This is a genomic window from Mesorhizobium sp. CU3, from assembly GCF_006442965.1.
GTDB lineage: Bacteria > Pseudomonadota > Alphaproteobacteria > Rhizobiales > Rhizobiaceae > Mesorhizobium.
Genome location: NZ_VFWX01000001.1, coordinates 406,283 through 427,500 on the forward strand (window position 1 = coordinate 406,283; position 21,218 = coordinate 427,500).

Annotated in this window: 15 protein-coding genes and 1 pseudogene; 8 read left to right on the forward strand and 8 right to left on the reverse strand. The window is 64.4% G+C overall.

Annotated features, from left to right (window positions below; translation table 11 throughout):
- Nucleotides 1-262 precede the first annotated feature (262 nt).
- The 3 genes from FJ988_RS01945 to FJ988_RS01955 all read left to right on the forward strand — a co-directional run bounded on the left by FJ988_RS01945 (nucleotide 263) and on the right by FJ988_RS01955 (nucleotide 3,771).
- Nucleotides 263-1,255: an adenosine kinase gene (locus FJ988_RS01945; protein WP_140815056.1), complete on the forward strand. Its 993-nt coding sequence runs from the start codon at nucleotides 263-265 to the stop codon at nucleotides 1,253-1,255.
- Between the two features lie 268 nt (nucleotides 1,256-1,523).
- Nucleotides 1,524-2,222 carry an antitoxin Xre/MbcA/ParS toxin-binding domain-containing protein gene (locus FJ988_RS01950; protein ID WP_140815057.1) on the forward strand — a complete coding sequence of 233 codons (699 nt, stop codon included), beginning with the start codon at nucleotides 1,524-1,526 and terminating at the stop codon, nucleotides 2,220-2,222.
- A gap of 376 nt (nucleotides 2,223-2,598) precedes the next feature.
- Nucleotides 2,599-3,771, forward strand: a complete 1,173-nt coding sequence (locus FJ988_RS01955) for a porin (protein ID WP_140815058.1) — start codon at nucleotides 2,599-2,601, stop codon at nucleotides 3,769-3,771.
- Between the two features lie 83 nt (nucleotides 3,772-3,854).
- On the opposite strand, the gene FJ988_RS01960 is transcribed toward FJ988_RS01955, so the two are convergent.
- Together FJ988_RS01960 and FJ988_RS01965 are read right to left on the reverse strand one after the other, a co-directional pair.
- On the reverse strand, nucleotides 3,855-4,928 hold the full coding sequence (locus tag FJ988_RS01960) for a sensor domain-containing diguanylate cyclase (RefSeq protein ID WP_140815059.1): 1,074 nt from the start codon (nucleotides 4,926-4,928) through the stop codon (nucleotides 3,855-3,857).
- A 129-nt stretch (nucleotides 4,929-5,057) separates the two neighbouring features.
- Entirely contained in the window at nucleotides 5,058-7,337 is a 2,280-nt protein-coding gene (locus FJ988_RS01965) for an NADP-dependent malic enzyme (RefSeq protein ID WP_140815060.1), read from the reverse strand.
- Nucleotides 7,338-7,581: 244 nt separating this feature from the next.
- On the opposite strand from FJ988_RS01965, the gene mutS reads away from it, so the two are divergent.
- The 3 genes from mutS to FJ988_RS01980 all read left to right on the forward strand — a co-directional run bounded on the left by mutS (nucleotide 7,582) and on the right by FJ988_RS01980 (nucleotide 11,449).
- Nucleotides 7,582-10,317, forward strand: coding sequence for a DNA mismatch repair protein MutS (mutS, locus tag FJ988_RS01970; RefSeq protein ID WP_140815061.1), 2,736 nt, complete (start codon nucleotides 7,582-7,584; stop codon nucleotides 10,315-10,317).
- A gap of 74 nt (nucleotides 10,318-10,391) precedes the next feature.
- Nucleotides 10,392-10,856, forward strand: coding sequence for a nuclear transport factor 2 family protein (locus FJ988_RS01975; RefSeq protein ID WP_140815062.1), 465 nt, complete (start codon nucleotides 10,392-10,394; stop codon nucleotides 10,854-10,856).
- Nucleotides 10,857-10,861: 5 nt separating this feature from the next.
- Nucleotides 10,862-11,449: a TetR/AcrR family transcriptional regulator gene (locus FJ988_RS01980; protein WP_181183389.1), complete on the forward strand. Its 588-nt coding sequence runs from the start codon at nucleotides 10,862-10,864 to the stop codon at nucleotides 11,447-11,449.
- A 4-nt stretch (nucleotides 11,450-11,453) separates the two neighbouring features.
- Here the strand turns inward: FJ988_RS01980 and FJ988_RS01985 are convergent, their stop codons facing one another.
- The 4 genes and pseudogenes from FJ988_RS01985 to FJ988_RS02000 form a co-directional block, all read right to left on the reverse strand.
- Nucleotides 11,454-11,840, reverse strand: coding sequence for a tautomerase family protein (locus tag FJ988_RS01985; protein ID WP_140815063.1), 387 nt, complete (start codon nucleotides 11,838-11,840; stop codon nucleotides 11,454-11,456).
- 67 nt (nucleotides 11,841-11,907) lie between these two features.
- A pseudogene (locus FJ988_RS01990) lies at nucleotides 11,908-12,752 on the reverse strand (aldo/keto reductase).
- An 89-nt stretch (nucleotides 12,753-12,841) separates the two neighbouring features.
- Complete coding sequence (locus tag FJ988_RS01995) at nucleotides 12,842-13,231, reverse strand: DUF305 domain-containing protein (protein ID WP_140815064.1); 390 nt, start codon at nucleotides 13,229-13,231, stop codon at nucleotides 12,842-12,844.
- A gap of 41 nt (nucleotides 13,232-13,272) precedes the next feature.
- On the reverse strand, nucleotides 13,273-15,777 hold the full coding sequence (locus FJ988_RS02000; RefSeq protein WP_140815065.1) for a heavy metal translocating P-type ATPase: 2,505 nt from the start codon (nucleotides 15,775-15,777) through the stop codon (nucleotides 13,273-13,275).
- Between the two features lie 178 nt (nucleotides 15,778-15,955).
- On the opposite strand from FJ988_RS02000, the gene FJ988_RS02005 reads away from it, so the two are divergent.
- Complete coding sequence (locus FJ988_RS02005) at nucleotides 15,956-18,757, forward strand: [protein-PII] uridylyltransferase (protein ID WP_140815066.1); 2,802 nt, start codon at nucleotides 15,956-15,958, stop codon at nucleotides 18,755-18,757.
- A gap of 40 nt (nucleotides 18,758-18,797) precedes the next feature.
- Nucleotides 18,798-20,408, forward strand: coding sequence for a murein biosynthesis integral membrane protein MurJ (gene murJ / locus FJ988_RS02010; RefSeq protein WP_140815067.1), 1,611 nt, complete (start codon nucleotides 18,798-18,800; stop codon nucleotides 20,406-20,408).
- Here the strand turns inward: murJ and FJ988_RS02015 are convergent.
- Nucleotides 20,383-20,787 (reverse strand): type II toxin-antitoxin system VapC family toxin, encoded by a 405-nt coding sequence (locus FJ988_RS02015; protein ID WP_140815068.1) that lies wholly within the window; start codon nucleotides 20,785-20,787, stop codon nucleotides 20,383-20,385. The genes murJ and FJ988_RS02015 overlap by 26 nt on opposite strands.
- Nucleotides 20,787-21,032 (reverse strand): type II toxin-antitoxin system VapB family antitoxin, encoded by a 246-nt coding sequence (locus FJ988_RS02020; RefSeq protein WP_140815069.1) that lies wholly within the window; start codon nucleotides 21,030-21,032, stop codon nucleotides 20,787-20,789. Before FJ988_RS02020 ends, FJ988_RS02015 begins: the two co-directional genes overlap by 1 nt.
- Between the last annotated feature and the right edge of the window lie 186 nt (nucleotides 21,033-21,218).

A 21,218-nucleotide genomic window follows, 5' to 3' on the forward strand; every position in this document is an offset into this window, starting at 1 on the left:
GCCTTCAGCCTGGAACGATCCGCTTCTAGCGCTGGGCGAGGCGCAAATGTTTCGATCGTGGTGGAAAGATAGCCGTCGGCACTTCAATTGAGATGGGCCAGTTGGATGCGAATGCTGCCGCAGCCGGCGAACAATCGCGCATCAGGTCGGCCAGGCGGCAAACACCGCCGATTTTCCGGGTAGGCAAAGCGGTTGCGACCCGCTAGACCCGCGCCCGGCCGGCATGGCAGAAAGCCGGGGTGGTTTCTTGGCGGAGACATTGATGCCGGAATATGACGTGCTTTGCATCGGCAATGCCATTGTCGACATCATCGCGCAATGCGACGAGGCGTTCCTTCAAACCAACGGCATCATCAAGGGCGCGATGAATCTCATCGACACCCAGCGCGCCGAACTGCTCTACAGCCGCATGGGGCCGGCGATCGAGGCTTCCGGCGGCAGCGCCGGCAACACGGCGGCGGGCGTCGCCAGCCTCGGCGGGCGCGCCGCCTTCTTCGGCAAGGTGTCGAACGATGCGCTGGGCGAAATCTACACGCACGACATCCAAGCCCAGGGCGTCGCCTTCGACACCAAGCCGCTCACCGGGCAGCCGCCGACAGCGCGCTCGATGATCTTCGTCACGCCGGACGGCGAGCGCTCGATGAACACCTATCTCGGCGCCTGTGTCGAGCTCGGCCCGGAGGACGTCGAGGCCGACAAGGCGGCCGGCGCCAAGGTCACCTATTTCGAGGGTTATCTGTGGGATCCGCCGCGCGCCAAGGAGGCGATCCGGCAGACGGCGAAGCTGGCGCATGCCGCCGGGCGCGAAGTGTCGATGACGCTCTCGGATTCCTTCTGCGTCGACCGCTATCGCGACGAATTCCTCGATCTGATGCGCTCAGGCACCGTCGATATCGTGTTCGCCAACAGCCATGAGATCAAGTCGCTCTACCAGACTTCGTCCTTCGAGGATGCGCTGGCCGCCATCCGCCAGGACTGCAGAATAGCCGCCGTCACCCGTTCCGAAAAAGGCTCGGTGATCGTGCGTGGCAACGAGACCGTCACCATAGAGGCGACGACGATCAAGGAACTGGTCGACACGACCGGCGCCGGCGATCTCTACGCCGCCGGCTTCCTCTACGGCTACACGACCGGGCGCAACCTCAAGGACTGCGGCGATCTCGGCTCGCTGGCGGCCGGGCTGGTGATCCAGCAGATCGGCCCGCGGCCACGGCAGAACCTGCGGCATGAGGCGCAGAAGGTGGGGCTGCTTTAACGCATGCCGAGTTGGTGCCGCTGCGTCATTGCCTGCGACGTTCTCAAACTGGCCCTTTGTCGCGCGTCTGTCACAGAGCGATCCTACATGCAGGCTGAGGCATTCCGGGACTGACATTTTGGAATGCCCATCCAGGGGTGTGATGATGCAAGCCAGCAACCTTTCGGGTCGCTGCATCTGTTGTCGTTGCGATTTGTGCTTTCCGCTATAGCCGTCCAACAACCGGCCGTAGCCAGGGAGGGGCGCACGCAGCCAGCAAGACAGATGCATGACCAGATTCCAGAATCCGTCCGACGGGATTTCGCAACAGGCCCTGGCAGGCCTGTTGACCGACGCAGTGCAGCAGGCGCTGATGCAGCACGGCGTGGTGCTGGATGCGGAGGCCTTGGCCTCGGCCAGCATCATCGCCGGTAGCGTTGCCGCCGCCCTTCCCTTCTTGCCGCAGGCGCAGCGCCTTGCGGTCGCATCCTTCAAGGGCGACTGGACCGGGCTTGTCGCCGATTTCTTCCGTACCGTCGCGGACAGGATCGCCAGCGATCGCCCAGCCGCGTCCAGCCAGACTTCCGAAAGTGCAGCGCCAAAACCGGAAGCAGGAAGGCCTCTAGCCGAGCGCGCCACCGCGCTGCAGTCGATGCTGATCGAGGATTGGGCCGGCGAGGTCGCCGGGTCGACTTATCTGGAAGAGAAGCTGCGCATTCCGCGCTCGACGCTGCATCGCTGGCAGCGGCGGGGCGAGGTCGTTGCGCTTCGCAAGGGCGGCCGCAAGCATGTCTTCCCGCTGGCGCAGTTCATCGACGGCAGGCCGGTTCCGGGCATCGGCGAGGTGTTGTCGGCGATCGCCAATCCCAGGCTGGCCTGGTTCTGGCTGACGCGGCCCTCGCCGGAACTCGGCGGCCGTGTGCCGGTCGAGATGCTGCGCGAAGACCTCGTCGAGGATGTGGTGCGCGCCGCTCGCACCCTGCCCTGATCTCGATCCCCACGTCCGCGCCTCACCCATCCGCGTGACCACTAATTTAGCCGATTAATAACCTGTCATACAAATGTAATAATGGCACATTTGGCACATATACAAGATCTTCATTCGTCTCGATTGTATATATTGTGCCATATGTGTCATTCTTTCAGTTATGTGACGTGATATTTGAGCAACAAGACTTTCATAAGATTCGGAAAGTCGCCTTTCAGACACAATCTCTGTTGTGAAAGACCGGCGATTAGGCCATGTCCAAGGCGAAGAAGCGGCGCCGGTGCGCGTGCTTTTTCAACGATGGGGACGGGGTGGCAGGAGAGCCCAAGAGGCCTGCCGAAACCTGTCTTGAACCTTTGACTGGAGATTCAAGAAAATGAACATCAAGAGCCTTCTACTCGGCTCCGCTGCGGCCCTGATCGCAGTTTCGGGCGCCCGCGCCGCCGACGCGGTCACCGTCGCTGAGCCGGAACCGGCCGAATACGTCAAGATCTGCGACGTCTATGGTTCGGGGTACTTCTACATCCCCGGCACCGAGACCTGCCTGCGCATCGGCGGCTATCTGCGCTACGACATGGGCGCGGGCGACAGCGGCACGCTGGACGGCGTCAACAACGTCCCGGACCATATGAATGGCCGCGACCACGATACCTATTACAAGAACATGCGTTTCGCGCTGCGGACTTATACCGGCCAGGAAACCGAGCTCGGCACGTTGAAGACGTTCACCGAGACCCGCTTCCAGTTCGGCAACTCCTCCGGCGACTACGGGGTTAGCGGTTCGGGCTGGCAGGCTGGCAACAAGGCGGTCACCCTCAACTTCGCCTGGATCCAGCTCGGCGGCCTGCGCATCGGTAAGGATGAGACGGCATACGACCAGTTCATCGGATATGCAGGCGCCGTCATCCAGGACACGATCATCCCGTACGGCATCAAGGACACCAACGTCGTCCAGTACAATTTCGACGCTGGCAACGGCATCACGGGCGTGGTCTCGCTCGAAGAAGGTACCGACACCACGGGTGCCACGGCGATCCACGGTACCATTGACAGCTACGTTCCGCACGTCGTCGGCGGCTTGAAGTATAAGGGCGATTGGGGTGCGATAACCGGTGTTGTCGCCTATGACAGCAACTACGAAGAAGTTGCCGGCAAGGTCCGCCTGGACGTCAACGTGACCAAGGAACTGTCGCTGTTCGTCATGGGTGGCTACGGCACCGACGGCAACTTCAAGGATGCCGGCAATTTCATCAACGCGAATGGCCGTGGCCAGTACAAGCCTTGGGGCGGCAATTGGGCTGTCTGGGGTGGCGGCACCTACAAGTTCAACGAGAAGACTGCTTTCAACCTCCAGGTCTCGGCTGATGACGCCAAGAACGTCGCCGTTGCGGCGAACGTCGCCTACACGATCGTTCCCGGCTTCACGATCACGAGCGAAGTCGACTATGCCCACGACGGCAAGTTCGGCGATGCCGACGATTTCAACTGGGCGCACGCCGACAAGAAGAACAGTGTTGGCGGCATCGTCCGCTTCCAGCGCAATTTCTGATTGAACCTGCGATGTCAACGGAAAGGCCCGCGGCGACGCCGAGGGCCTTTTCTATTTTCAGCCCAGCCTGGCCTGCGCCGCACTCAGGCGGTGCGGCGATGCCCGCCGGTTGGCGGCTCCAGGGCATCAGCGGTGACCAACTGGCCGCGGCCGTTCTTCTTGCCGACATACATGAGCCGGTCGGCGAGCGCGACCAGCGCGTCCGGATCCGTGGCTTCCGTCGGGTAGATCGCGACGCCGACGGTGCAGCCGACCTGGATGTCACCGCCGAGGGCGGGAACCTTGATGCGCAGCCTCTCCAGCACGCGCTCTGCCACGCGCACGGCTTTCTCCCTCGCCTGCTCGGCTTTTCCCGAAAACAGGAAAGCGAACTCGTCGCCGCCGAGCCGCGCGACGAAATCGTCGCTGCGCAAAACGGAGCGAAGGTGGTTCGACACGCGCTGCAGCAGCGCATCGCCGGCCTCGTGGCCAAGCGTGTCGTTGACGTCCTTGAAGCGGTCGAGATCGATGAACAGAAGACCTGCCGCGTCGCCACTGCCGGCGCAGCGCGCGAGCACCGATTTCAGTTCATTGTGGAAGGCGCGCCGGTTGGGCAGGTCGGTCAACTGATCGTGGTGGGCGGAATGGTCGCTCTGCTGCTTGGCGAGCTCGATCTCGCGCTTTTGCGCCGAAAGCTCCTCATTGGCGACCTTGAGATCGAGCAGCAGCTGGGCGTTGAGGTCCTCGACGACCTTGCGGTCGCTGATGTCGACGACGAAGCCTTCGAGGAATTCGAGCTCGCCGGCACTATCCCAGACGCCACCGCCGATCTCGCGCACCCAGAGCGGTTCGCCGATGGCCGGCACGATGCGATAGTCGATGTTCCAGTTGCGGCGCGCCTCGAGGGCCGCGTCGACCGCCGCATAGACCGAAGCGAGGTCATCCGGGTGGATCGCAGAGACATAGTCCCGCACCGCATTCTGGATGAAATCGCTCGGCCGATAACCGCTGACGGTGAAGATGCCGTCGCTGATATAGAGCATCGTATAGGACGCATCATTGCGGCAACGGTAGAGATAACCGTCCATGCGGCCGGTGATGCTGAGCAGCGCGTCCAGACGCTCGTCTTGGTAGACCCCCTGGCCGACCGTGGATGCAGAAACCCCGTCATGCTGCATGGCCGCACCCCCGTTAGCGGTCTGAGCGCGCCGTAGTTGCCGTAGCGGCAAGTCGGCAAGAGGTTTTCTATATCAGCCGAATATTATCAATCTCTTATAGCCCGAACGCAGCCTGACGCCGGGCACTTGTCACGTCCCCGCCGTATAGGCCGCGATCGCCGCCATGTTCACGATGTCGGAATCCTTGGCGTTGAGCGAGACGATCTGGACAGGCTTGTTCAGGCCGACCAGCAGCGGGCCGATAACGGTCGAGCCGCCGAGCTCCTGCAGCATCTTGGTCGAGATCGAGGCCGAGTGGAATGCCGGCATGATCAGCACATTGGCCGGACCGGTCAGGCGGATGAACGGATATTGCGCCATAGCGCGCGGGTTGAGCGCCACGTCGGCGGCCATCTCGCCGTCATACTCGAAATCGACGCGGCGCTTGTCGAGGATGCGCACCGCTTCCTGCACGCGCTCCGAGCGCTCGCCCTGCGGATGGCCGAAGGTGGAATAGGCGAGCATGGCGAGCCGCGGCTCGTAGCCCATGCGGCGGGCAAAGCCGGCGGCTTCCTCGGCGATGTCGGCGATCTGCTCGGCGTTGGGCATGTCATGCACGGCGGTGTCGGCGACGAGAACGGTGCGACCCCGCGCGAGCACGATCGAGACGCCAATGACGCGGTGGCCGGGCTTGGCGTCGATGATGCGGCGCACGTCGTCGAGCGCGGTTGAATAGTTGCGGGTGACGCCGGTGACCATGCCGTCGGCATCGCCCAGCGCCACCATGCAGGCGGCGAAATGGTTGCGGTCGTTGTTGATCAGCCGATGGCAGTCGCGGAACAGGAAGCCCTTGCGCTGCATGCGCTCGTAGAGATAGTCGGTGTAGATGCTGTTGCGGCGCGACAGGCGGGCGTTGATGATCTCGATGCCCTGCTTGTTGAGATCAATGCCGGCGTTGCGGGCATTGTCCTTGATGACGTCGTCGCGGCCGAGCAGGATCGCGGTGCCAAGCCGCTGGTTCACATAGGAGACGGCGGCGCGCATCACCTGCTCCTCCTCGCCTTCGGCGAAGACGATGCGCTTGGGCTGGCGGCGCACGCGGTCGTAGATGCGCTGCAGCGTCGAGGCGATCGGATCGCGGCGAGCGGACAATTCCTGCGCGTAGCGGTCGAGGTCGAGGATCGGCTTGCGGGCGACGCCGGAATCCATCGCGGCCTTCGCCACCGCCAGCGGGATCGCCGAGATCAGGCGCGGATCGAACGGCACCGGAATGATGTAGTTGGGGCCGAATTTCGGCCGGTTGCCCTGATAGGCGGCGGCGACATCGTCCGGGACGTCCTGGCGCGCCAGCTCGGCCAGCGCGCGGGCCGCGGCGATCTTCATGTCGTCATTGATGGTGGTGGCCCTGACATCCAGCGCGCCGCGGAAGATGTAAGGGAAACCCAGCACATTGTTGACCTGGTTCGGATAGTCCGAACGGCCGGTCGCCATGATGGCGTCGGTGCGGATCTCGGCCACTTCCTCCGGCGTGATCTCCGGATCGGGATTGGCCATGGCGAAGATGATCGGGTTCTTGGCCATCGACTGCACCATGGCGGTGGTCAGCGCGCCCTTGGCGGAGAGGCCGAGGAAGACGTCGCAACCCTCGAGCGCCTCGGCAAGGCTCCTCGCCTCGGTCTTGACCGCATGCGCCGACTTCCACTGGTTCATGCCTTCGGTGCGGCCCTGATAGACCACGCCCTTGGTGTCGCACAGGATGATGTTTTCGGGCGCAAAGCCCATCGCCTTCATCAGTTCGATGCAGGCGATGCCGGCAGCACCCGCGCCATTGCAGACCATCTTGGTGGTCTTCATGTCGCGGCCGGTGATTTCCAGCGCGTTGATCAGCCCTGCGGCCGAGATGATGGCCGTGCCGTGCTGGTCGTCGTGGAAGACCGGGATGTCCATCAATTCGCGCAGCCGCTGCTCGATGATGAAGCATTCCGGCGCCTTGATGTCTTCCAGATTGATGCCGCCGAAGGAGGGCCCCAGGAAGCGCACGCAGTTGATGAACTCGTCGGCGTCCTCGGTATCGACCTCGAGGTCGATGGAATCGACATCGGCAAAGCGCTTGAACAGCACCGACTTGCCTTCCATCACCGGCTTGGAGGCCAGCGCGCCGAGATTGCCGAGGCCAAGGATGGCGGTGCCGTTGGAGATGACGGCGACCATGTTGCCGCGCGTCGTATAGTCGAAGGCGCGGCTCGGGTCCTCGGCGATGGCGCGCACCGGAACGGCGACGCCCGGCGAATAGGCGAGGCTCAGATCGCGCTGCGTCGCCATCGGCTTGGTGGCGACGATCTCCAGCTTGCCGGGCCGTCCCATGGCGTGGAATTCCAGCGCCTCCTCGGGACTGACGGAGGGCCCGCTGTTTTCGGTTTTCCTGGCCATGATGCTTTTGATTTCCTCGCCTTGGCACGGCACCGCTTGGACGGGTGCTTCCTTATGGGCTTCCACGACTAAGGCCAGAGGCGGCCGCTGTAAACCGCCAAGCGCGGCAAAGCTCATTCAATGCGAATGAGGTTGCCGAAGGCACGGCACGGCGACACCAGTTGGCAGCATCACGTCCAAGCTTTCCCCCGCTTTTCGAGCGGCCGGCATTAAACCCGGCTGGCCGATCTGCTAGCGTTCCTTGATGAACATGCACATGCCGACCGATCCCGACACCCCGGAAACAACGACCACGGCGCCCGCCACGGGCGGCGTCACGCCGATGATGGAGCAGTTCATCGAGATCAAGGCGGCGAACCCGGATTCGCTCCTGTTCTACCGCATGGGCGATTTCTACGAGTTGTTCTTCGACGATGCGGAGAAGGCCAGCCAGGCGCTCGGCATCGTTTTGACCAAGCGCGGCAAGCACCAGGGCCACGACATCCCGATGTGCGGCGTGCCGGTGCATGCGGCGGACGACTATCTGCAGAAGCTGATCGCGCAAGGTTTCCGCGTCGCCGTCTGCGAGCAGATCGAGGACCCGGCCGAAGCCAAGAAGCGTGGCTCGAAATCGGTGGTGCGCCGCGACGTGGTGCGGCTGGTGACGCCCGGAACCATCACCGAGGACAAATTGCTCGCGCCGTCGGAATCGAGCTTCCTGATGGCGCTGGGCCGGGTGAAGACCGGAAGCACCGCCCAAGGCAGCTTCGCGCTGGCCTGGATCGACATCTCGACCGGCGCCTTCCGCGTCGCCGAGACGAGCGCCGAGCGGCTGCTCGCCGACATCTTCCGCGTCGATCCGCGCGAGCTGATCGTCGCCGAGCCGGTGTTCCACGACCCAGAATTGCGACCCGTCTTCGACGTGCTCGGCCGGGTGGCCAATCCGCAGCCGCCGTCGCTGTTCGATTCGGCATCGGCGACGGGCCGCATCGCGCGCTTCTTCGAGGTGGCGACGCCGGACAGTTTCGGCACGTTTTCGCGCGCCGAGCTGTCGGCGATCTCGGGCGCTATTGCCTATGTCGAAAAGACCCAGAAGGCCGAACGGCCGCCGCTGTCGCGCCCCGAGCGCGAGGAGGCCGGCTCGACGCTGTTCATCGACCCGGCGACGCGCGCCAATCTGGAACTGTTGCGCACGCTTTCCGGCAGCCGCGACGGCTCGCTGTTCAAGGCGATCGACCGCACGGTGACCGGCGGCGGCGCGCGCATGCTGGCCGACCGGCTGATGGCGCCGCTGACCGACCCGGCGGCAATCGCGGCGAGGCTGGACTCTGTATCGTTCTTCCGCACCGAGACAAGGCTCTGCCAGGGCTTGCGGACCAGCCTGAAGAGCGTCGCCGATATGCCGAGGGCATTGTCCCGACTGGCGCTCAACCGCGGCGGGCCGCGCGACCTCGGCGCGCTGCGCGCCGGCTTCGAAGCCGCCGGCGCCATCGCCGGCCTGCTGGTGGCAACGGCCCTGCCCGCCGAGTTGGCGGCAGCTTTGGCTGCGATCAATGCCCTGCCGGAAGCGCTCGCCCGGCACCTCAGCGAGGCGCTGGACGACGAGCTGCCACTGATCAAGCGCGACGGCGGTTTCGTGCGTTCCGGCTATCACGCCGAGCTCGACGAGATGCGGGCGCTGCGCGACGAATCGCGAAAGGTGATCGCCGGGCTGGAGCGCTCGCTGATCGAGGAAACCGGCATCCGCTCGCTGAAGATCCGGCACAACAATGTGCTGGGTTACTACATAGAGGTGACCGCCAATCATCACGCGATCATGACCGGCAGCGATGCCGCCAAGGCGCGCTTCATCCATCGCCAGACCATGGCCAACGCAATGCGCTTCACCACGACGGAGCTGGCGGAGCTGGAATCGAAGATCGCCAACGCCGCCGACAAGGCGCTCGGCATCGAACTCGCCACCTTCGACCGGCTCACCGCCGAAGTGGTGAGCGAAGCCGACAGCATCCGCGCCGGCGCCGAAGCGCTTGCGGTGCTCGACGTGTCGGCGGCACTGGCGCTCCTTTCCGAAAGCGAGGCATGGTGCCGGCCGGTGGTCGACGCCAGCCTCGCCTTCGAGATTTCCGGCGGGCGGCACCCGGTGGTCGAGCAGGCACTGCGGCGTTCGGGCGAAGGCCCTTTCGTCGCCAATGATTGCGACCTGTCGCCGGAAGGCGGCGCCAGGACCGGCGCGATCTGGCTGCTCACCGGCCCGAACATGGGCGGTAAGTCGACGTTCCTCAGGCAAAACGCGCTGATCGCCATCCTGGCGCAGACCGGCTCCTTCGTGCCGGCCGAGAGCGCCCATATCGGCGTCGTCGACCGGCTGTTTTCGCGCGTCGGCGCCTCGGACGACCTGGCGCGCGGACGTTCCACCTTCATGGTCGAGATGGTGGAGACGGCGGCGATCCTCAATCAGGCCGGCGAGCGGGCGCTGGTCATCCTGGATGAAATCGGCCGCGGCACCGCGACTTTCGACGGGTTGTCGATCGCCTGGGCGGCGGTCGAATATCTGCATGAGAAGAACCGCTGCCGGGCGATCTTTGCCACACATTTCCACGAGATGACGGTGCTGGCCGGCAAGCTCTCCCGGCTCTCTAACGTCACCATGCGGGTCAAGGAATGGGAGGGCGAGGTCGTCTTCCTGCACGAGGTCGGCAAGGGTGCGGCCGACCGCTCCTATGGCGTGCAGGTGGCGCGGCTCGCCGGCCTGCCGGAAGCCGTGGTGGCGCGAGCCAAGGAAGTGCTGCACCAGCTGGAGGAAGGCGAAGTTTCCGGCAAGACCAACCGGCTGGTCGACGACCTGCCGCTGTTTTCGGTGGCGTTGAAGCGCGAGGCGCCGAAGCCGGTGAAGAGCGATGCGCTCGGCGAGGCGCTGGGGGCAATCAATCCCGACGAGATGACGCCGCGCGAGGCGCTGGACGCGCTCTATCGGCTGAAGGGGCTGGCAACCAAGCCCTGAGTCTGCCCTCTGTTGACTCATTGTACCGTTCGGTACAATACTCCCGGTCAGATGCCTGACCGACAGGAGATCCCATGAGCCGTCCGCCTTTACCGCCCTTCACGGCCGAGACCGCCGCGCAGAAGGCGCGGCTGGCCGAAGACGCCTGGAACAGCCGCGACCCGGAACGGGTTTCTCTTGCCTATACCGAGGACAGTGCCTGGCGGAACCGGGCCGAGTTCATTTCCGGTCGCGGCGAGATCGTCGGCTTCCTGACGCGCAAATGGGCGCGCGAGCTGGACTATCGCCTGATCAAGGAGGTCTGGACCTGGAACGACAACCGCATCGCGGTGCGCTTCGCTTATGAATGGCGCGACGACAGCGGCCACTGGTTCCGTTCCTACGGCAACGAGAACTGGGAGTTCGACGAAGCCGGGCTGATGCGGCGGCGTGTGGCGAGCATCAACGACCTGCCGATCGCTGAGGCCGAGCGCAAGTATCACTGGCCGCTCGGCCGCCGGCCGGACGATCATCCCGGACTTTCGGAACTCGGGCTTTAGGACCGGTGCGGCGCATCGCATCCGATCGCGACGGCCTATTGGCCATGATCGGCGAGGTTTTTCGCGAACATGGCTATGAAGGCGCGAGCCTGGCCTTGATCGGCGCGGCGACGGGGCTCGGCAAGGGAAGCCTCTACCACTTCTTTCCCGGCGGCAAGGAAGAGATGGCAGGGGCCGTGATCGCCCATATCGACGGCTGGTTCGAGGACAACGTCTTTGCGCCGCTGCGCGATAGCGCCGACCCGCGAGCCGGGATCGGACAGATGCTCGAGGCGACGGACAGCTATTTCCGCTCGGGGCGCCGGGTGTGTCTCATCGGCGCCTTCGCGCTGGAGGAATCGCGCGATCTCTTCGCTGGCCAGATCAAGGATTATTTCGGCCGGTGGGTCAGGCATCTCGCCGATGCGCTGGCGCGCTCCGGGCACACAGAGGCCGAGGCGGCCGAGCTTGCCGAGGACGCCGTGGCAAGCATCCAGGGCGCGCTGACGCTCGCCCGCGCCGCCGCCGACGCCAGCGTGTTTTCGCGGGCGCTGCGGCGACTGCGCATGCGATTTGGGTTGCCGACAGACTCGGAGCCGCTTGCGGCGCGATGACGGATCAATCTTTCGCGTATTGCGCCTCGCCGTTGCCGAAAGACCAGTCTATCGACGCGTTCTCGGCGAGAACGATCATGATGTCCTGCTTTCTGACCCCAAGCCTTGCATGGAGGTTCTCCGCGATCGTCCGGTAGAGCGCGCGTTTCTTGTCGTCCGAGCGGCCGGCACGCAGGGTGATGTGGACGATCAGCGCGTCGGCGCTGCGGTCGACGCCGAGATAGGTCGGGTCGAGGATCAGCCATCCCGGCGCGTGCTCGGTGACGATCTGAAAACGATCGGTCTGCGGCGCGTCGATGGTGGCGACCATCGCGTCATGCACGCTTTCCGAGACCGCCTTTGCAAAGGCATCGCCCTTGCTGGCCGGGATTGAGATACGCACAAGCGGCATTGCTTCGTTCCTTCCGGGTCATGTCATGCGAGTGACCCGGAAGATAAGCCAGGCGCCATCGCTGCTTTCAGATCATCTCCAGGCCGCGCTTGCGGGTCGGTGGCGGAAAGGCGCGGTCGAGATCGGCGATGTCCTGCGGCGTAAGCTTTATGTCGAGCGCGGCGGAATTTTGGCGGACATGCTCCTGCCGGCTGGCCTTGGGGATGGCGATGACGCCCGGCTGCGCCATGACCCAGGCAAGCGCGACCTGCGCGGCGGTCGCATTGTGGCGCGCGGCCACGGCTTCCAGTCTGGCGTTGCGCGCCAACGCGCCCTGCTCGACCGGCGAATAGGCCATCAGCGGAATGCCGCGCTCAGCGCACCATGGCGAGAGATCGAATTCGGGACCACGCCGCGACAGGTTGTAGAGCACCTGGTTGGTCTGGACGTTGCCGCCGGAGGGCAGGCCGACAAGGTCCTCCATCTCGTCGGTGTCGAAATTGCTGACGCCCCAGTGGCGAATCTTGCCTTCCGCCTTCAGGCCTCGAAGGCCTCGACGGTTTCCGACAAGGGCACGCTGCCCGGCCAGTGCAGCAGATAGAGATCGATGCGATCGGTGGAAAGCCGCTTCAGGCTGTTCTCGCAGGCCCGCTTGACGCCGGCGCGCGAAGCGTTGGAGGGCAGCACCTTGGAGACCAGAAACGTCTCGTCGCGGCGCCCGGCGATGGCCTCCGCCACCACCTCTTCGGCGCCACCGCTGGCATACATCTCGGCCGTGTCGATCAGCGTGATGCCGAGGTCCAGCCCGAGCTTGAGCGCCGCGACCTCATCGGCATGGCGGCGCCGGTCCTCGCCCATCTTCCAGGTGCCCTGGCCCAGCACTGGCACGGCTTCGCCGGACGGCAGCTTCAAGGTTCTGACGGATGACGGCATGGCTTGCTCCTCCTGCCGGCGGATCGCAGCACAGCCAAAGTCGGAAATCCAGACCGAACGCTCCTGGTCGTCCGGATTTCCGGATTGGGCTAGTTCGCCGGATGCTTGGCGAGCCAGTCCTGCATTTCCTTGATTTCGGCTTCCTGCGCCGTGACCACGCCTTCGGCGAGCTTGCGGATTTCCGGATCCTTGCCGTTGGCGATCACCACCTTGGCCATGGCGATGGCGCCCTCATGATGCGGGATCATGCCGCGGACGAAATCGACATCGGCATTGCCGGTGTATTTGATCATCATGTCCTTGTGCATCTTCTTCATCGCCTTCTCGTAGCCGACGGTGGCCGGGCTCTGCGCGCCCATCGCCATCTTGGACATGTCGTGCTTCATCTCCTCCGACGAAGCCGGTACGCTTTCCAGGAAGACGGCAAGCAGCATTCCCGCCGCCATCAGCAGCAACACGATCTTCTTGGCCAGGGTCATTCAGGTCTCCTTGTGGTTGGTTTCGTATCTGGGGGTTTTGCTCAGAGTTTCAATGTTCTCAGCCGCAAGGCATTGGCGATGACAGACACCGAGGACAGGCTCATCGCCGCGGCCGCCAGCATCGGCGACAAAAGCGTGCCGGTGAGCGGATAGAGCACGCCGGCCGCGACCGGCACGCCGAGCACGTTGTAAAGGAAGGCGAAGAACAGGTTCTGGCGGATGTTGCGGATGGTTGCCTGAGCCAATGTACGAGCCCTGACGATGCCGTTGAGATCGCCCTTGACCAGCGTGATGCCGGCGCTTTCGACGGCGACATCGGCGCCGGTGCCCATGGCGATGCCGACATCGGCGCCGGCCAGCGCCGGCGCGTCGTTGACGCCGTCACCGGCCATAGCAATGCCGGCGCCCTTGGCGCGGAGGCTCTCGACCAGCGCCGCCTTCTCTTCCGGCAGCAGGCCGGCGCGCACCTCGTCAATGCCGAGTTTCCTGGCGATGGCCTGGGCAGTGCGCTCGTTGTCGCCGGTCGCCATGACGATCTTGAGGCCCTTGTCGTGCAGGGCCTTGATCGCCTCGGCCGTCGTTGCCTTGACCGGATCGGCGACGGCGACGATGCCGGCGAATCTGCCGTCGACGGCGACGAACATGGCCGTCTTGCCCTCGGCCTGCATCGCCTCGGCACCGGCCGCCGGCGTTTCGACGCCGAGGTCGGCCATCATCGCCGCATTGCCGAGCGCAACCTTCCTGCCCGACACTGCGCCGGAGACGCCCTTGCCGGTGACGGCGGCGAAATCGAACGCCTCAGCCAGCTTCAGGCCGCGCGTGGCCGCGCCCGCGAGAATCGCCTCGGCCAGCGGATGTTCCGAACCCTTTTCGAGCGCCGAGGCAAGCGCAAGCAACTCATTCTCGTCGATGCCCCCGGCCGCAACGACATCGGTCAGCCGCGGCTTGCCTTCCGTCAGCGTGCCGGTCTTGTCGACGATCAGCGTGTCGACCGATGCAAAACGCTCGAGCGCAGCCGCTTCCTTGATCAGCACACCGGCGTGCGCGCCGCGACCGGTCGCGGTCATGATCGACATCGGCGTGGCGAGACCCAGCGCGCAGGGACAAGCGATGATCAGCACCGACACCGCCGAGACGATTGCAAAGATCAGGCTTGGTTCGGGACCAAAGACCGCCCAGGCGGCGAAGGCCAGAACGGCGACCAGAACGACTGCCGGGACGAAATAGAAGGAAACGCGGTCGGCCAACCCTTGAATCGGCGCGCGTGAGCGCTGCGCCTTGGCGACCAGCTCGACGATGCGCGACAGCGTCGTCTCGGCGCCGACCTTTTCGGCGCGCATGACCAGCGAGCCGTTCTTGTTCAGTGTGCCGCCGGTAAGAGCGTCGCCTTCGGTCTTTTCGACCGGCAGCGGCTCGCCGGTGATCATCGATTCGTCGATTGCCGAGCGGCCCTCCAGCACGATGCCGTCGACCGGCACGGCGTCGCCGGGGCGGACGCGCAGCCGATCTCCGGACTTCACGCTGTCGAGCGGCACGTCCTTCTCGGAACCGTCGGCGCCGATCAGCCGCGCCGTCTTCGGCGCAAGGTCAAGCAGCGCGCGGATGGCCGAGCCCGTGCGCTCGCGCGCCTTGAGTTCCAGCACCTGGCCGAGGAACACCAGCGCGACGATGACGGCGGCGGCCTCGAAATAGACCGGGACAGTGCCGTCATGGCCACGGAACTGGTGCGGAAAGACATCCGGAAACAGCGTCGCGACCAGGCTGAACAGATAGGCCGCACCGACACCCAGCGAAATCAGCGTCCACATGTTGGGGCTGCGGTTGAGGATCGAGTCCCAGCCGCGATGGAAGAACGGAAACGCCGCCCACAGCACGACGGGGCTCGCCAGCGCCAGTTCAACCCAGGTCTTGGTGCGGCCGTCGATGAGGTTTTCGAAGCTGAAGCCCAGCATCGGCGCCATAGCGATGACCAGCAGCGGCACGGAAAGCACGGCGCTGACCCAGAAGCGGCGGGTGAAATCGACAAGCTCCGGGTTCGGACCCTCGTCGCCGGTCGGCACGCCCATCGGCTCCAGCGCCATGCCGCAGATCGGGCAGGAGCCCGGCTTGTCGCGGACGATCTCGGGATGCATCGGGCAGGTGTATTGCGTGCCTTTGGGCATCTCCTGCGGCTCCGGCCGGCCGGCGAGGTATTTTGCCGGGTCGGCCTCGAACTTGGCCTTGCAGCCGGAGGAGCAGAAATAGAAGCCTTGCCCTTCATGGCGCAGGAAGTGCTTCGCGCTCGCCCGGTCGACGCTCATGCCGCAGACGGGATCGGTCGCCGTCAGGTAGTTTTGCGGATCGGCAACGAATCTCCCGCGGCAGCGCTCGCTGCAGAAGTGAAATGTCCGGCCGCCATGCTCGGCCGTCGGCTTGCCGGCGGCCGGGTCGACCGTCATGCCGCAGACCGGGTCGCGAATCACCGCCTCGGCGGCCGGCGCGGTGTTTTTCGCCGAACAGCAGGAAGCGCCATGCGCATGATGGTGATGATGCTCGGAATGGCTCATGCTTTATGCCTCGGAATTCTCGAATTGAGGCGGAGGTAGTGCTTCCAGTAACTGGAAGGTCAAGGGCCGGATCGGACTTTCGGAAAATAGATCACCAGCCGTCGGTTATCCGCCATCGCAAAGCGCTCCGCCCGCCCCCATACACAGCGCGCATAAAACGCGCTATAGACGCCGCCGAATGGCAAAGATCTCCCTGAAACTCGACGAAATCATCGATGGCGACGCTCTGCGCCGCGACCTGACCACGCTGACGGCGGCAAGCGCCGGCGACGGCTCAGGGCCGGCGGTTCGAGCAGCCGTTCTCCAACTGCTCAAGGCTAGGCTTGCCGAGGGCCGCAAGGTCGCCGAGGCCATGCTGATGGAGGATGGCGGCGGCAGCGCCTGCGCCGAGCGGCTGTCGCATCTGATGGATGAGCTGATCCGCGCGCTCTACGATTTCGCCGCGACCCATGTCTACCGGGTAAAGAACCGCTCGGCGGCCGAACGCATGGCGGTGGTCGCTGTCGGCGGTTACGGCCGCGGCACGCTGGCGCCGGGTTCCGACATCGACCTGCTTTTCCTGTTGCCCTACAAGCAGACGCCCTGGGGCGAGCAGATCGTCGAATACATGCTCTATATGCTGTGGGACATGGGGCTGAAGGTCGGCCACGCCACCCGCAACATCGATGAGTGCCTCAGGCTGTCACGCAGCGACATCACCATCCGCACCTCGATCCTCGAAGCCCGTTTCCTGTGGGGCGAGCAGAAGCTCTATGACGAGTTGCTGACGCGCTTCGACCACGAAGTGGTGCGCACCACCGGGCCGGAATATGTGCAGGCCAAGCTCGCCGAGCGCGACGAGCGCCACGCCAAGGCCGGCGAGAGCCGCTATCTGGTCGAGCCCAACGTCAAGGACGGCAAGGGCGGGCTGCGCGACCTGCAGACCTTGTTCTGGATCGGCAAATACTTTTATCGCGTTCGCACCGGCGAGGAACTGGTCGAGAAAGGCGTCTTCACCGAGGCCGAATATCGCGAGTTCCAGAAGGCCGAGGATTTCCTGTGGGCGGTGCGCTGCCACATGCATTTCCTGACCGGCAAGGCGGAAGAGCGGCTGCATTTCGACATCCAGCGCGAGATCGCCGAGCGTCTCGGCTACACGACGCATCCCGGCCTGTCGGCGGTCGAGCGCTTCATGAAGCACTATTTCCTCGTCGCCAAGGATGTCGGCGACCTGACCCGCATCTTCTGCGCGGCGCTCGAGGAAGAGCAGGCCAAGCATGTGCCCGGCTTCAACCGCATCTTCCTCACCTTCCAGCGCCGCAAGCGCAAGCTTGCCGGCACCTCCGACTTCATCGTCGACAATCATCGCATCAACGTCGCCGATGACGGCGTGTTCGAGCGCGACCCGGTCAACCTGCTGAGGTTGTTCTGGTTTGCCGACAAGCACGGGCTGGAATTCCACCCGGACGCGCTGAAGCTGCTCACCCGTTCGCTCTGGCTGGTCAACAAGTCGCTCAGGCGCGACGAGGAAGCCAACCGGCTGTTCCTCGACATCCTGACCTCGGACCGCAACGCCGAGCTCAATCTCAGGCGCATGAACGAGGCCGGGCTGCTCGGCCGGCTGATCCCCGACTTCGGCAAGATCGTCGCCATGATGCAGTTCTCGATGTACCACCATTATACGGTGGACGAGCATCTGATCCGCTGCATCGGCGTGCTGGCCGAGATCGAGCGCGGCGACGGCGAAAAAGTCCATCCTTTGTCACATACGCTGATGCCCGGGCTGAAGAAGAGCCGCGAGGCGCTCTATGTCGCCGTGCTGCTGCACGACATCGCCAAAGGCCGGCCGGAAGACCATTCGGAAGCCGGCGCCAAGATCGCGCGGCGGATCTGCCCACATATGGGGCTGTCGGCGGCCGACACCGAGACCGTCTCCTGGCTGGTCGAGAACCATCTCGTGATGTCGATGACGGCACAGACGCGCGACCTCAACGACCGCAAGACGATCGAGGATTTTGCCTCCATCGCGCAGTCGGTCGAACGCCTGAAGCTGCTGCTCATCCTCACCGTCTGCGATATTCGCGGCGTCGGCCCGGGCGTGTGGAACGGCTGGAAGGGGCAGCTCTTGCGCACGCTCTACTACGAGACCGAACTGCTCTTGACCGGCGGCTTTTCGGAAGTGTCGCGGGCGCAACGCACGGCGGCGGCGCGCGAGCGGCTGCTTGAGGCGCTGTCGGCCTGGCCGGCCAAGGAGCGCAAGCGCTATGCCGGCCTGCACTATGACAATTACCTTTTGACCGTCGATCTGTCCGATCAACTGCGCCATGCCGAATTCATCCGCGAGGCGGACGCGACCGGGAAGAAGCTCGCCACCATGGTCAAGACGCATGAGTTCGAGGCGGTGACCGAGATCACCGTGCTGGCGCCGGACCATCCGCGCCTGCTCTCGATCATTGCCGGCGCCTGCGCGGCCGCCGGCGGCAACATCGTCGATGCGCAGATTTTCACCACCTCGGACGGGCGGGCGCTGGACACCATCCTGATCTCGCGGGAATTCGACCTCGACGAGGACGAGCGCCGCCGCGCCGAGCGCGTCGGCCGGCTGATCGAGGACGTGCTGTCCGGCAAGAGCTGGCTGCCCGAGATGATCGAGAAGCGCACCAAGCCGAAGCGCGGCGCCAAGGCGTTCCGCATCCAGCCGCGCGCCGAGATCCGCAACACGCTGTCGAATCGTTTTTCGGTGATCGAGGTCGAGGGGCTGGACCGTCCGGGTCTTCTGTCGGAGATCACCGGAACACTGTCGGACCTGTCGCTCGACATCGCATCGGCGCACATCACCACCTTCGGCGAGAAGGTCATCGACACCTTCTATGTCACCGACCTGACGGGACAGAAGATCGACAGCCCGACGCGCACCGCCACCATCCACAAGCGACTGATCGATACGCTCGAAGGCAATTCGTCCGAACGCAACGGCAAGGCCAAGGTGGCGGCCGAGTGACCATCCATTTGACGCAATCTTTCCGGCAGTCATTCCCCGCATGAGCCTTGTCAAGAAATTCGCCACCGTCGCCTCCGGCACGCTGATGAGCCGCGCGCTGGGATTCGGCCGGGAGATGCTGATGGCGGCGGCCCTCGGCACCGGGCCGGTCGCCGACGCCTTCAACGCCGCCTTCCAGTTCCCCAACACATTCCGCCGGCTGTTCGCCGAAGGCGCCTTCAACGCCGCCTTCGTGCCGCTCTTCGCCAAGGAGATCGAGCAGCACGGCAATGAGGGCGCCAAGCGCTTTTCGGAGGAAGTGTTCGGCGTGCTGTTCTCGGCGCTTCTGGCGCTGACCATCGCCATGGAACTGGCGATGCCGCTGATCGTGCGCTACCTGGTGGCGCCGGGCTTTGCGGGCATTCCGGGCAAGTTCGAGACGACCGTCCGGCTCGCGACGATCATGTTCCCCTACCTGATCTGCATGTCACTCGCCGCCATGATGGCCGGCATGCTGAACTCGCTGCGCCGCTATTTCGCCGCGGCGATCGCGCCGGCCTTCCTCAACATCATCCTGATCAGCGTGCTCGGCTATGCCTGGTATCACGGGCTCGACGCGCATGATGTCGGCTTCGGCCTGTCCTGGGGCGTGCTGGCGGCCGGCATCGTGCAGCTTGCCATCGTCTGGATCGCGGTGCGCAATGCCGGCATCTCGATCGGTTTCCGCCGGCCGAAGATGACGCCCAACGTCAAGCGGCTCTTGATCCTGGCGCTGCCGGCGGCGATCACCGGCGGTATCACCCAGATCAACCAGCTGATCGGCACGGCGATCGCTTCCGCGCAAAACAGCGCCGTGTCGTCGCTGGCCTATGCCGACCGCATCTACCAGCTGCCGCTCGGCGTCGTCGGCGTGGCGGTGGCGATCGTGCTGTTGCCGGAACTGTCGCGGGCGCTGAAATCGGGCAATTTGAAAGAGGCCGCAAACCTGCAGAATCGCTCGGTCGAGTTCACCTTGTTCATGACGCTGCCGGCGGCGGCAGCACTTTGGGTGATGTCGGAGCCGATCGTGCGGCTGGTCTATGAGCGCGGCGCCTTCGCCGCCAACCACTCGACGCCGATCGTCGCCTCGATCCTGGCGATCTTCGGCCTAGGCCTGCCGGCCTTCGTGCTGATCAAGGCCTTCACGCCCGGCTATTTCGCGCGCGAGGACACGCGCACGCCGATGATCTTCGCCGCCCTCTCGGTCGGCGTAAACGTCGTCACGGCGCTCAGCCTGTTTCCCTCGATGGGCGCGCCCGGCATCGCGGTGGCTTCGGCGATTGCCGGCTGGGTTAACGCGCTGATGCTTCTCGCCATGCTGATCAAGCGCGGACATTGGGGCCGCGACATCCCGCTCTTGAAGCGCATTCCGCGGCTGGTGCTGTCGGCGGTGATCATGGCCACGGCGCTCTACTTCGCCGAGCGCCATTTTGCCACGCAGATCGGGCCTGGCTCGCCACTGGTGGTCAAAGCGACGACGTTATTCGCGCTGGTCGGCGGCGGTGCGGCGCTCTATTTCATCGCCGCCTTCGCCACCGGCGGCGCGGACTTCGGCATGATCCGCAGGAATGTGAAGCGCGGTTCGGGTAAAGCAGCGCCACCACCAACTACGGAACAGTCTCCAGATCCGTGAGCCTGAATTCGTCGGCCGTGGAAAGCATCGGAACGGCGTAGTGGCGCGCGCAAGCGTAGTGGAAGCAATCCGCCAGGTTCAGTCGGATGGCGTTGTTGCGAAACCGGGACGCGGCCTCGATGGATAGCGATGCAGCCTCTGGCGCCGGCGGAAGCTCGCGCAAGGCAATTGCGCGCTCTTCAAGAAAACGGCTCACAATCTCAGCGCTTCTGGCAACCGGTATTGCCAGCTTTTCTGGCCGAGATAGTGCCATTGACGCTTCCCAGACAGCGATTGCCGAGGTGAATGGAGCCGAGGCGTCCACGACCGCTCGCGCACAGCGTCCGGCCTCAGCTTCATTGCTCAGCATCGCGACAATAGCGGCTGCATCGACGAACATCAGTCTTCGCCAGACAGTTCATCATAGATCGAGCGCGGCAACGGCTTGCGCGCCTGCTCGCTCAACTCAATTCCAAATTCGGCCCTGAGCCGAGCAGCCGTCTGCAACGGCGTCTCGCGATTGCGCCGCCGCTCCAAGGCTTCGCGCATGGCGATCACGATGGCCTCGGTGATGCCGACGCCCTCGATTCTCGCCAAGGTGCGAGTCAGGCTGTCCGCTTCCTTGTTGTTGATGTTGATGGTCATCGCGCACCTACATTTCTCTATGTAGCTCATACAATGTAGCAAACTGTATGAGTTAGATCAATGATAGACACCCGGGACGGGGATAAGCGCGGGGCCAATCAATCCAAGATGGGAAGATTGCAGGCGCCAAGCCGGCTGCCTCTTGATCCTGTTGTCCCCTTCGGCCATAAGCGCGCCCGTCGAAAG